This is a genomic window from Emticicia oligotrophica DSM 17448, assembly GCF_000263195.1.
GTDB classification, from domain to species: Bacteria; Bacteroidota; Bacteroidia; order Cytophagales; family Spirosomataceae; genus Emticicia; species Emticicia oligotrophica.
In genome coordinates, this window is record NC_018748.1 from 2775680 (window position 1) to 2787835 (window position 12156).

Genomic DNA, 12156 nt, shown 5'->3' on the forward strand with positions numbered 1-12156 from the left:
GTGTGTTTGAATGACTCCTTTATAAATTAAGAATAACAAAGATTTTACTTTAAGTATTAATAAGATATAAATGAGCAAATCAGGCAAAAAAAAAGTCTAAAATACAATCATTAGTATTTTAGACTTTTAATTGGTACCGAGGACGGGAATCGAACCCGTACGAGTTTAAAAGCTCACAGGATTTTAAGTCCTGCGTGTCTACCAGTTCCACCACCTCGGCGGTTGGAAAAGACCAACTCTGAAAAAAAAAGCACCAGTAAGGTGCTTACTCTTTCGAGCGAAAGACGGGTCTCGAACCCGCGACCTTAACCTTGGCAAGGTTACGCTCTACCAACTGAGCTACTTTCGCGTTTACATTTTGACTTCGTTTTGGTGTCTCTGTCTTAATGTGGTGCAAAGGTATAGCGATTTTCTTTACTTGTCAAGTCTTACAATAAAAAAAAACTATTTTTTTTTCTACTTAATTTGTAATTAACTGATAATAAGATGCTTCACAGTCAGAAAAATTTCGAAAAAATTTTACAGCAATTGTCATGTACATACGTAAAGGCTGAAATTTATTAAATCGAATCGTTCCTCCCGGATTCCACTTAGAAAGAAGTTTTGTTATTCTCAATGCTTCTGCATCACAAGTTTGATTGATTCCTCTCATCACCTTGTGCCCAGACAGACTACCATCTTTTTCAACGACAAATCTGACAAAGACGATATTCTTGTTTTTTTCACTCGGAATTGCTTCAACAGATACATTCTGGTTTGTACAAATGAAAGTATAGAGTGCTTTATTGCCTTGTGGATACGTTGGCCAAATATCGGCAGTAGTGTAAATTAATGTATTTTCTTGGGCAATAACCCCTGTCGAAATACATAAAAGGCTAATTAAATATAAATTTTTCATGTTTTTATAAGTTTAAGTTTCTAACATCTGTACTTTTGCAAATCTATTAAGAATTATTTTTTAAATATAAATATTTAACTAAATATCTAAATATTATTTTAAAGATATTTAGGCTTACCAAAATGGAAAGAACAATCGCTTTTGATAAATCGGTCGATGGCTTAGTGCCTGCAATTATTCAGGATTCAATCACCGGTAAAGTTTTAATGCTTGGATATATGAATGCCGAAGCGTATGAAAAAACTATGGCCGAGGGAATCGTAACTTTTTTTAGTAGAAGTAAACAAAGACTTTGGACAAAAGGAGAGACTTCGAATAATTTTCTTCACGTAAAAAAAGTATTAATTGATTGCGATGGAGATACAATTTTGATTAACGCCTCGCCAGATGGCCCTACTTGCCATACTGGAGATGACACTTGTTTTCAGGAGGTAAACGATGGGAAAGTAATGTTTATCAATCATTTACGCTCAGTGATAAGAGACCGTAAGCTAAATCCTTCTGATAGTTCTTACACGGCACAACTGTTTAAGAAAGGCGTAAATAAAGTAGCCCAAAAAGTAGGAGAAGAAGCCGTAGAGTTAGTAATTGAAGCGAAAGATGAAAATAAAGATTTGTTTTTAGGTGAAGCGGCTGATTTATTCTTCCATTATTTGGTGCTTTTAGAGCAGAAAAACTATACTTTTGATGAGGTTTTAGATGTATTGATTAAGCGTCATAAATAAATGTTAATTTGAAAATTTGAGTGTAAAATGATAGAATTCCGTTCGAATTCTTTGAATTTTCTCAATGATTTCATTACTTTTATACGTAATCATTCACCCATATTCTCATTCATATTTATTATGATAAATTATTTAATTCGTTTGGCATGTTGTGCGGCTGCGGTTTATTTCATGCCCCAATTTTTGAGTGAAATCAAGGTAGATTCCATCACAACTTCGTTGATGGTAGCTTTTGTGATGAGTTTCTTGAATACATTTATTAAACCCATCTTAAAGTTGCTTTCATTGCCAATTACACTGCTAACTTTAGGTTTATTTTCTTTAGTTATCAATGTGGGTATTGTTTATTTAGCTGCCTATTTGGTAGAAGGCTTTAGGGTTGGTGGATTCTTACAACCACTTATTTTTGGTTTTGTACTTTCGATTGTAAATAGCTTAGTGGGAGCATTTCAGGATTAGGCTAAATGCTATAAAACTAAAGAGTCCATTGTTTGATGTATATCTCACAATGGACTCTTCGTTTATAAACAGAAAGTATAATTAGAGACTCGCTAAAGTTTCTTTTACTGCTGCGAAGTTTGGTAAATCACCTGCACTTTCAAGTACTTCGGCATATTTAATAACTCCTTCTTTGTCAACAACAAAAGCCGAACGTTTAGCTACTCCTTGCATTCCAAAAACAAATGTATCGTAATAAGCTCCGTAAGCTTGAGCTGTTTCTTTATTGAAATCAGATAGTAATTGGAATGGAAGATTTTGCTCAGCTTTGAATTTACCCAAAGTAAAGATAGAATCTACTGAAATACCTAAAATCTCTGCGTTTAGGCCAGCGTAAGTGGCAATGTCATCACGCATTTGACAAAGTTCAGCCGTACAAACGCCTGTAAATGCCAATGGGAAAAATAATACTACTACATTTTTTCCACGATAATCAGAAAGATTCACTTCTGCTTTATCAGTATTAAATAATTTGAAGTCAGGTGCTAGTTCGCCTACTTTAACAGCCATAATTTTGAATTTATTAAGTTATTGAGATTAAAATAATAACCCACAAATTAAGTAGAAAGTTTGGATAGCTCAAAAAAACTCGTGTCATAGACGTTTAAATTGATAGCCTTTTTGTTTCAAATGTTTAATTAATTGGGGTAATTGGTCGTAAAACTTTTCTTTTCTTCTTGGGTCAGTGCCTAAGTGAATGAGTAAAATAAATCCATTTAGTCCATCTTTATTATTCTTTTCATACTTTAAAATGTCACGCATAATAGTTTGATTATTAGCGTATTTATTGCCGATTTCTGGGTAAGTATAATCTCTGTTCGAACCTGTTCCAGCAGTAAAGTTGATGAGCTGTAAGCCATTATTCTTGGTCCATTCAGCAATTGTTTCATTATACCATTCGAAAGGAGGCATAAAATACGGTGCTTTTTCAGGAGTAATGCCAAATTTATTCATAGCCAAATAATTGGACTTTAAGTCATCATCAAATTGTAGTTTGGAAATGAGTAGAGAATCTGGTTTTGTCCAGTCATTATAAAGTAGGTGTTTATCAGAATGTCCGCCTAAGTAATGCCCATCACTGATAAGTTTTTGAATGAGCGAATAGGTTGCTGGATTTCTATAAAATTCACCAGTAAAGAAAAATGAGCCTTTAATATTTTCAGATTTTAAAGTTTGGGCAATTTTTTCACCTCCTTCATAAAACTCATGCCCTGTAAAAGCCAATCGAATTATTTTTTTGTTAGCATCGAATCGAGTAATCGCTCCCTTGTAAATACTTAGTTTTTCGGTAGTTTTAGGAGCATTTTCTAAAGTTGATAAATAGTAAGTCAGACAGGCGGTACCGTCCATGGTTGGCTCGTTGGTTGAATAATCGCCAAAATCATCGTGATAAACTGCCATATTTGACTGAAAATCAGCATATTCGTCAGGAAAGCGAAGGGCAACATATTTTAAGCCTTTAAAAATAGATGTTCTTACGGGTCCATCAACTAATCCGCCATCTATTGGATAATTTTTCAAGTAAGTAAAGGCAGAATGTGGGTCTTGAGGGTAATCGCCCGCAAGAGGAAGACCAACTATCATACTTGTTCCCCACGGATTGCAACCAAAAAGCCAATCACGAAGAGCAGCTTCCATTTCTTCGAAGCCTTTTCCTCCTAATTTTCTATATAAATTGATTTGCGTGAGGGTTGCCGTTACTAAGTTATTTGAACACCAAATAAATGGAATGCCATTCAAGAAAGGATTTTTCTTCGCTCTCGCTTTGATAGCACTCAAACCTTGTTGATAATAAGATTTTAACTCATTATTATTGGTCATTTGAGAAGCCGTTTGGTAGTGGCCTGCATTCATGAATGGATACCATTGATAATGTCGAGCGGTATCGTTTATCATCCAAGGTGTAACGGTTTCTTGTTTACTAAAATTGATGGCATCTTGAAGATAATCTTTATTCTTTGTGATTTTAGACAGCTCGGCGGCGGCCAATTCCATATCATCAGTCCAATTGTCTTCCTCATAAAAGTAGGGTGCACGGCAAGGAGCCGTTTGACAAGCCCCTGGATTCTTTTTACCCCAATCATAGGCATCAATAGCCTTCTTTTTTAGTGTTTTAGAAAAATCAGGATAAAATTTCTGTAAAACTTCCGAGCCTAACGCAAAAGTTGAAGCATATTTACCAGCAGTAGACGCAATTCCCGTTGCCCTACTTTTATTTTGGAAAGCTCCTTGTGGTTTACCTGTACAAAAATATACGGGTCGCATAGTTCCTTTCCCATAAGAATTAGGGTCGTTGTTGGGTAAACGTAAGCCGATGTGGTCGCGGTCATCAGCAATCTGATTATACATCTCTCCATAAGCAGGATTCATCTTTACAAGCCAGTCGATTCCCCATTTGATTTCGTCAATAATATCAGGAATACCATTGCTGCCTTCCAAGCCATTTGCTTGATGAAAATCCTTAAATACAGTCGGATTATTTTTATAGGCCAATAACATTTGATAAATCGCATTGGCCGAAGTGGTGGTGTATTGCAAATAATCAGAAGCATCGTGCCAGCCACCTTTTACATCAATATGGGTAGAATCTTTTTTGGGGTCAGGGTGATAAACTCTAAATCCATCGTGTATGTGGCATGAGTCTTTCAAGAAGGGATTATATCCACAACGTTGTTGACGCATATATTTTAGCAAAAAATCGGCAGAACCGGCATAAACCTCCTCATCAATTCGAAATTTAATTGATTTACTATCATTGGTTTGAATATAATAAGCTCCCTTTTTTTGAAAATTGGAGAAGTCTAAGCGATAAGTAGAAGTAAAATTGCCAAATGCTCCATGATTTTTGATTTTATTAGAACTAAAAACTACCTTATCCGTAATGGCATCTTTAATAGTAAATGATTGCAATGGCTTTTGGTGCTTACTCAGAACTACGGCAACTTTAACAGCCTTGGGTAAATATCCTAATTGGTTGACTCTAATGTAGGTTTGAGCTGAAACAAGGAATGGGAGGGCTAAAATCAAAAAGAAGGTTTTACAAAATTTCATGTTTAATGGTGTTGATGTGCTGAGTTTTTTGTGAAAATACTTACTTTGCAGTAAAAATCGAATTTTTATTTCAAAGAATTAAAAGTTTGTATTTTATCTCAACTTCATCAACTACAACAAAACAATGACACAAGAAGCAATTAAAACTTCTATTTTTGATTTATTTAAAATTGGTCCAGGGCCATCTAGTTCACATACTATCGGACCAATGAAAGCAGCTTATGACTTTTTGCAGAGAGCGAAGGCTTCAGCTCAAAGTACAACTTTACATCAGCCTAAAATAATGATTCATTTGTATGGATCTTTGAGTGCTACTGGTAAAGGACACGGAACTGATCGTGCGGTAATTGCTGGATTATTGGGTTGGTTGCCAGATACTTGCGAGCCTACGGCCTTTACAGCATTACTCAAAAATCCCGATGATTTGTACATAACACAAGTAGGTAATTATGAGGTGTCGTTGACAGCTAGAAATATTGTGTTTGAACGTAAACGCTATGAATCGCCACATCCTAATACGTTGGTTTTTAAGTTGATTGAGAATGAACAAATTGTGCTTGGAGAAGAGTATTATTCAGTAGGAGGTGGTTTTATTCAACGTAAAGGAGAAGACGCTCAGGCACAAAATGATAAAGAGCCTGTGTTTGGATTCACAACGATGAAAGAATTAAAAGAACATTTAGCCAAGCAAAAAATCACGCTTACTGAATTAATGATAGCCAATGAAATGGCATTGACGGGTTTGAGTAAAAAAGAGATTTTTCAGAAAATTGATGATATACTCGAAGCTATGCACAAGGCTGTAAAGCGAGGATTGCGTCAGAAAGGTCTTTTGCCGGGAACTATCAAACTGCGTAGAAAAGCTCCAGTATTATATGCACAAGCTAAAAATACGGCCTCAACTACCGATAGTTTTATGGTTTTCTTGAACGCCTATTGTATGGCAGCTTCGGAAGAAAATGCGGCTGGAAATATTGTCGTTACTGCCCCTACATCGGGAGCTTCAGGCGTGATTCCGGGTGTATTTTTCCTATTGCGAAATCATTATCATTATGACAAACAACGTTTGAGAGAAGGAATGCTAGCTGCTGCTGCGGTGGGTTACTTAATCAAGCATAATGCGAGTATTTCGGGTGCAGAAATGGGTTGTATGGGCGAAATCGGGTCAGCTTCTGCAATGGCTGCTGCCATGTTGGCCTATTGTGCAGGAAAAAGTATTGAAATTGTAGAAGCTGCGGCCGAAATTGCAATCGAACATCATTTAGGAATGACCTGTGACCCAATCGGGGGGTATGTGCAAATACCTTGTATTGAACGAAATGCCATGGGTGCAATAAAGGCGTATAATGCTTACTTATTAGCCGCATCGGGTAATGCCTCGGCACAGAAAATATCACTTGATAGTGTTATAAAAGTTATGCGTGCAACGGGCCGAGATATGTCGAAGAAATATAAAGAAACTTCTCAGGCAGGTCTAGCATTGAGTGCAACTGAATGTTAGAAAACTAAAGTATTCCATTAATGCGGATTTTATTTGTATATTTTCCGAAATAATGTAATTTTGAATTAACATTAAAAAAAAACAACCCAAAGTGGTATAGTTTTTGAACCAATTCTACAAATTGATAAATTATTGAGGGAATGAAAAATATCTACCCACAAGGTATTAAGGTAGGGCTACTGACCTTAGTACTATGCACACTACTTATAATGAATGGTTGTGAAAGCAATAATGGCGACAACCCAATACCAGTGGCTGCTACTGATACAACTACTGCCAGTGCTGCTATTCGATGGGGAAAGATGTCTTTATTTATTGCAGAAAAAACACCTGGAAACTCTCCCACGTATGCTTCAAGGGGTTTTGGATATATTGGTCTAACTATGTATGAGAGCATAGTTGGTGGTTTTAAGGCATATAACTCGCTTGCTGGGCAGTTAAATGGTTTAGTTACTTTACCAAAGATAGATTCAACCCAAAGATACAACTGGGTACTGAGCTTAAATGCCGGACAATCTTGGATTCATAAAAATATTTACGAACAAACTTCTGAAGCCAATAAAAGAACTATAGATTCACTTGAAGCAAAGATTTTATCTGAATATAAGGCTGAAAATCAGGCGGTTATTGAGCGTTCGGTGAAGTACGGGCAAGAAGTGGCAAAAGCTATTTTTGAATGGTCAAAAACAGATGGAGGATATCAAGGTTATAATCGTAATTTTACAACAGATTATGTATTACCCGTAGGGCCTGGTTATTGGAAAAGTCCACAATTTAGTCAATCTCCTAGTACTTTACCTTTACATCCTTACTGGGGTAAAAACCGTACTTTTGTATCAACAAATAGCAGCTTAGCAGTACCTAGGCCTATTACTTTTAATTCTAGTTCATACTCACAATATTATGCACAGTTTTTGGAAGTTTACGCCAAAAATCAAGTATTGACACAAGAAGAAAAAGAAATTGCCCTATTTTGGGGCGATGACCCAAGCCGAACATTTACGCCACCGGGTCACTCTTATAGCATCGCAAGAATTGTAGTTAGAACAGCCAAGCCACCATTGATTAAAGCAGCACAAACTTTTGCTATGGTTGGAATGGCAATCGGAGATGCTTTTATAAACTGTTGGAAGGCAAAATATACATATCATGCAGAACGCCCATCGACTTTTATTCGCACATATATAGATGCATCATGGTTACCTTTTTGGCCAGAGCCTCCATTTCCAGCGTTTTATTCAGGCCATTCAGTGCAATCGGCCGCTTCGGCTACGGTACTTACCAAGCTGTATGGTGATGAGTTTAAATACGTGGATAACTCGCATGAAGGACGTGGACAAGACCCACTCACTTTCATTTTCTATAAGAATCGTTCGTATAGTTCATTTTGGGAGGCTGCTCAAGAATCAGCTTATTCAAGATTATTAGGTGGAATTCATAATAGAAGCGATAATGACACAGGCTTAGCTGAAGGGCGTAAGATTGGTCAAAATGTAAATGCATTGAAGTGGCTTAAATGAGTTTTTTTGAGCGAAATACAATAAGGAGGAGAAAATAGCAATTTCTTCTCCTTATTGTATAAACTATGTTGTGCTCATAGCCAAAAATACACCATTTGTCCAACCAAATCCATCTTGATTGGGATATTCTCCCCCTCCAGCCATTAATCTTTCATCTACAACATTATATTTTTCGGTCATTTTGCCTGTTTTTTGATATACCCTACGGTTTAGAGCTAACCAACGACTTCGAATTTCGTAGGCCAAATCTTCAATTTGATAATTTAATAGACCTTTATAAGTTATCCATTGTAGAGGAGCCCAACCATTGGGCGAATCCCATTGTTGACCTGTATTGACAAGTGTAGTCTGTAATCCGCCACTTTTCAAGAATTTATTTTTTATATTAACCGCAATTTTTTCGGCTTGCTGTGCTTCCACAATCTTAAAATAAAGTGGGAAGACAGCCGCCAATGTTTGGTGTGTTTTTGGGGTATTTGAAATAAAGTCGTAATCAAAGTAAAACCCCTCTGTCTCATTCCAAAGGTATTTTTGTATTGTATTTTTTCTTTTTTTAGCTAATTGTTGAAATTCGTCTGCTTTCAAACTATTATTCATTAAGGAATAAGTACTAGAAAGAGTATCTTCCAAATTATATAATAGACAATTTAGGTCAATCGGAATGATTTCGGTCGTATGGATACTCGAAAAATCGTGGGTATCTCTAAACCATCGGCTGCTAAAATCCCAGCCTGATTCGGCTGCGGCTCTAATATGGCGAAATAAATCATTTGGACTTTGACTTGATTGGTGAGAAAGTTCAAGGTCTTCTTTGAATGATTCAGGGCGAGGAGTATTATTTTCGTCCCAAAATCTATTTAAAACATTACCATCAGGCATTAATACAACTCGGTGAACTGCTCTTTGATGGGGTGATAGTTCGTTTCTGCCATTCATCCAAAAATGATATTCCTGCTCAAGATATGGTAAGTATTTTACAAGTATTTCTAAGCCTTTTTCTTCACTTAAAAGTTTTACCATTTGTGCATAAAATGGTGGCTGAGAACGCCCTATATAATAGCTTCTATTTCCATTCGGAATATGCCCGATTGTTTCGAGTAAATATGAAAAATTATCAATCATTGATTCTATCATATCTATTCTGCCTGAAGCACGTAAACCAAGCATCGTAAAATAGCTATCCCAATAATATACTTCACCAAAACGCCCACCCGGCACAACATAAGGTTTAGGTAGTGGAATAAGTGAACTATTTTCATGTTCGGGTTCACGCGTTAGAACTTTCCAAAGGGTATCTAAATGTTCTTCAATCGAATGTTCTTTATTACTTTCATAAGCCGCTGTTCGATTGACAGGCATATCAAAGTGTGCCTTAATGAAAGCTTTTAAATCAAAATTTGCTTGATTTTTTTCTTTAAAAAATTTCTTGTTAATGACCTCTAAACTTTCTTTAGCTATACAGTCAGGAAAGGTTTTATTATCAGGGAAAACATTTTCTAACTGCACTTTTTCGAATAAAAGCCCTAATTCATAGATATTTTTTATCGTACGCTCCATTTTAAGATAATAGGTAAATAAAAGTATTAATGTCCGCTTGAATGATTACCAAACGAAACTTCAGTATTAGATTTCTTCTGTAAAGAATTGAGTATAAACAAGCAAACCATCAGAATACTCATCGGAATTAATGATAAGTAAAAAGCTGTTTGCCCCGTGAATGCTTCAAAAACGTGTCCTGTTATGATAGAACCGGTAGTACCGCCTAAGGCAGAAAATACAACAATTAAACCCGACATTGGGCTGTGTAGATGTTTTGGCAATGAGCTAAGAATAACAGAGTTAATCGTAGGATATATTGGGGCTAAAAATATACCCATAATTGGGAAAATATAGGCTACAATAGGTGCGTTTGTCCAATTTGTATCAGGCGAAGCCATAATGCCTTGCGTGAGCGGAAGCGTAAGTAGTACCAACGAACCACAAGTAATGATACAGATAGTTAAAACTAAAATCCAGCTAAATCGACGAAGAATTACGCCCGAAGCAAAACGTCCAACGGCAAACGCTCCCGCTAAAATAGCTCCCGCCTGAATTCCCATACTCGCCGGAACTTTCAGAATATCCTTATAAAAGGTAGGCGTCCAAGTCTGAAAGCTTTGTTCGATTAGCACAAATAAAAACACGCTGATAATAAATACAATTACAAGAGGAAGTGCAATTAGGCGAAGCATTGCCAAGAAATCGCTACTCAAAGACGAACCCTCAACTTTAGCCTCTGATTCATCTAAGTTGGCGGTCATTAAGAGTATAAATGCCAGTAGTGATAAACCTCCTAAAATCCAGTAAACACTTAGCCAAGCTGCTGATTTGGGATTATCGTTATCAATAAATAAGCTAAAAAGAATATTTCCTAACAAAACCCCAATCATGAATGTACCTTCAAGTAAACCCATAAAACTTGAATGTTCTTTAATATTTTTCGTAATAAGGCCGATTGTGGCAAAAACTGAAACCTTAATCAAAGCAAATGAAATTCCTACTACTAAGAATAAGAGTTTAAAATGCCAAAAACCATTGGCGTAGGGAATCGTGAAAGAAATAGCACTAACCAATGCCAAAGCAATAAGCATGGCTTTTTTATAGCCAATTTTGGGTAAAAAAGAGGCTAAAATAAATGAACAAATGGCAATAGGTAAATCTTTGAAACCTTCAAGAACTGAGGCGTCTGATTTTGAAACATCAAAATTGCGTTGTACTTGTAAGATTACAGCACCTACACTATTGAGCAATATTGCAAAGACAAAATAGTTGAGGTATAATGATAGCTTGATTTTCCAGTTTTGCATAGAGGATTGTTTTTAGGGTTGAAGTTTCAGCAGAACTTGTTTTTTTATCAAAAAAAGCGAGCAATTAGCTCGCTTTTATAATCCATCATAGGTTTTGCTCTCCTTAATCAAAAACTACGTTTTTTGCGTTAGTTTATGAAACAAATTTCGGAAGTCTGATTTATAAAAAATATACTTATATTAATATTCTTTTGTTCTGTATTATTATTTTTATAAAAAAATATATAAATCAAATATTAATAGAGTGAAAACCCCCTTTGAGCAAATTCAGAATGACGAAGGAAGTTCGTTTAGATTTTTACATCAAAAAGTAATTGCCCAACAATTTCCTTGGAATTATCATTACCACCCAGAGTTTGAGCTGGTATTAGTTTTTGAGGGAACTGGTAGGCGACATGTGGGCAATCATTTGAGTTATTATGAAGATGGAGATTTGGTTCTGATAGGTTCTAATTTGCCTCATGCAGGCTTCGGCTATGATGCATTAGGCGTGCATGAAGAAATTGTGATTCAGTTTAAAGATGATTTTTTAGGAGAAAAGTTTTTTGAAAAACCTGAAATGAACCTCATTAAAAAACTTTTCGAACGTTCACAGCAAGGTATTCAGTTTTATGGAGAAACGTATGAAAAAGTGAGAGATTCCTTAATAAAACTCATTGATTTGTCGCATTTCGAACGTTTGATAGGTTTACTGAATATTTTTCAAGCTTTAGCTGAATCAACCGAATATCATCTTCTGAATTCTTATGATACCCGCTATGATTTTAATCAGAAAGACCAACTTCGTTTAAAACGAATTTATGAGTATGTAGAGCAAACGTATCAACAGCCAATCAATATTCGTGAAGCAGCCAATATAGCCCATCTGACAGTTCCAGCTTTTTGTAATTATTTCAAAAAAGTAGTTAACCAGACTTTCACTGATTTTGTAAACGAATATCGAATTAATAAGGCTTGCCAGTTGCTCATGACCGAGATGAGTATAACAGATGTGTGCTTCGAATGTGGATTTACGAATAATTCGTATTTCAGTAAGGTTTTTAAGGAGATAAAAGGCAAAAGCCCTTTAGAATTTAAAAAATTAGTTTTGAGGAAATGAAAAAGAGTGTCTGACTAA

Annotated in this window: 10 protein-coding genes and 2 tRNA genes; 5 read left to right on the forward strand and 7 right to left on the reverse strand. The window is 35.9% G+C overall.

Going from position 1 to position 12156, the window contains the following annotated elements:
* Positions 1-131 precede the first annotated feature (131 nt).
* The 3 genes from EMTOL_RS11490 to EMTOL_RS11500 all read right to left on the reverse strand — a co-directional run bounded on the left by EMTOL_RS11490 (position 132) and on the right by EMTOL_RS11500 (position 898).
* Positions 132-220 (reverse strand) — tRNA-Leu (locus EMTOL_RS11490).
* A 56-nt stretch (positions 221-276) separates the two neighbouring features.
* Positions 277-349: transfer RNA gene (locus EMTOL_RS11495), tRNA-Gly, on the reverse strand.
* Positions 350-460: 111 nt separating this feature from the next.
* A complete protein-coding gene (locus tag EMTOL_RS11500; RefSeq protein ID WP_015029458.1) occupies positions 461-898 on the reverse strand; it encodes an energy transducer TonB in 438 nt (145 codons plus the stop codon).
* A 122-nt stretch (positions 899-1020) separates the two neighbouring features.
* On the opposite strand from EMTOL_RS11500, the gene hisIE reads away from it, so the two are divergent.
* Positions 1021-1623 carry a bifunctional phosphoribosyl-AMP cyclohydrolase/phosphoribosyl-ATP diphosphatase HisIE gene (hisIE, locus tag EMTOL_RS11505; protein WP_015029459.1) on the forward strand — a complete coding sequence of 201 codons (603 nt, stop codon included), beginning with the start codon at positions 1021-1023 and terminating at the stop codon, positions 1621-1623.
* A gap of 120 nt (positions 1624-1743) precedes the next feature.
* Entirely contained in the window at positions 1744-2082 is a 339-nt protein-coding gene (locus EMTOL_RS11510) for a phage holin family protein (RefSeq protein ID WP_041694090.1), read from the forward strand.
* 81 nt (positions 2083-2163) lie between these two features.
* Here EMTOL_RS11510 and EMTOL_RS11515 read toward each other — a convergent pair whose 3' ends face one another.
* Together EMTOL_RS11515 and EMTOL_RS11520 are read right to left on the reverse strand one after the other, a co-directional pair.
* Complete coding sequence (locus EMTOL_RS11515; RefSeq protein ID WP_015029461.1) at positions 2164-2631, reverse strand: redoxin domain-containing protein; 468 nt, start codon at positions 2629-2631, stop codon at positions 2164-2166.
* Between the two features lie 84 nt (positions 2632-2715).
* Positions 2716-5172, reverse strand: a complete 2457-nt coding sequence (locus EMTOL_RS11520) for a bifunctional glycoside hydrolase family 9 protein/polysaccharide deacetylase (RefSeq protein WP_015029462.1) — start codon at positions 5170-5172, stop codon at positions 2716-2718.
* Positions 5173-5296: 124 nt separating this feature from the next.
* Between EMTOL_RS11520 and EMTOL_RS11525 the strand changes: the two genes are divergently transcribed.
* Together EMTOL_RS11525 and EMTOL_RS11530 are read left to right on the forward strand one after the other, a co-directional pair.
* Positions 5297-6673, forward strand: coding sequence for an L-serine ammonia-lyase (locus EMTOL_RS11525; protein ID WP_015029463.1), 1377 nt, complete (start codon positions 5297-5299; stop codon positions 6671-6673).
* A gap of 140 nt (positions 6674-6813) precedes the next feature.
* On the forward strand, positions 6814-8193 hold the full coding sequence (locus EMTOL_RS11530) for a vanadium-dependent haloperoxidase (protein WP_015029464.1): 1380 nt from the start codon (positions 6814-6816) through the stop codon (positions 8191-8193).
* Positions 8194-8256: 63 nt separating this feature from the next.
* Here EMTOL_RS11530 and treF read toward each other — a convergent pair whose 3' ends face one another.
* Together treF and EMTOL_RS11540 are read right to left on the reverse strand one after the other, a co-directional pair.
* Positions 8257-9750 (reverse strand): alpha,alpha-trehalase TreF, encoded by a 1494-nt coding sequence (treF, locus tag EMTOL_RS11535; protein WP_015029465.1) that lies wholly within the window; start codon positions 9748-9750, stop codon positions 8257-8259.
* Between the two features lie 26 nt (positions 9751-9776).
* Entirely contained in the window at positions 9777-11039 is a 1263-nt protein-coding gene (locus tag EMTOL_RS11540) for an MFS transporter (protein WP_015029466.1), read from the reverse strand.
* A 244-nt stretch (positions 11040-11283) separates the two neighbouring features.
* Between EMTOL_RS11540 and EMTOL_RS11545 the strand changes: the two genes are divergently transcribed.
* A complete protein-coding gene (locus EMTOL_RS11545) occupies positions 11284-12138 on the forward strand; it encodes an AraC family transcriptional regulator (protein ID WP_015029467.1) in 855 nt (284 codons plus the stop codon).
* The last annotated feature ends 18 nt before the right edge of the window (positions 12139-12156 follow it).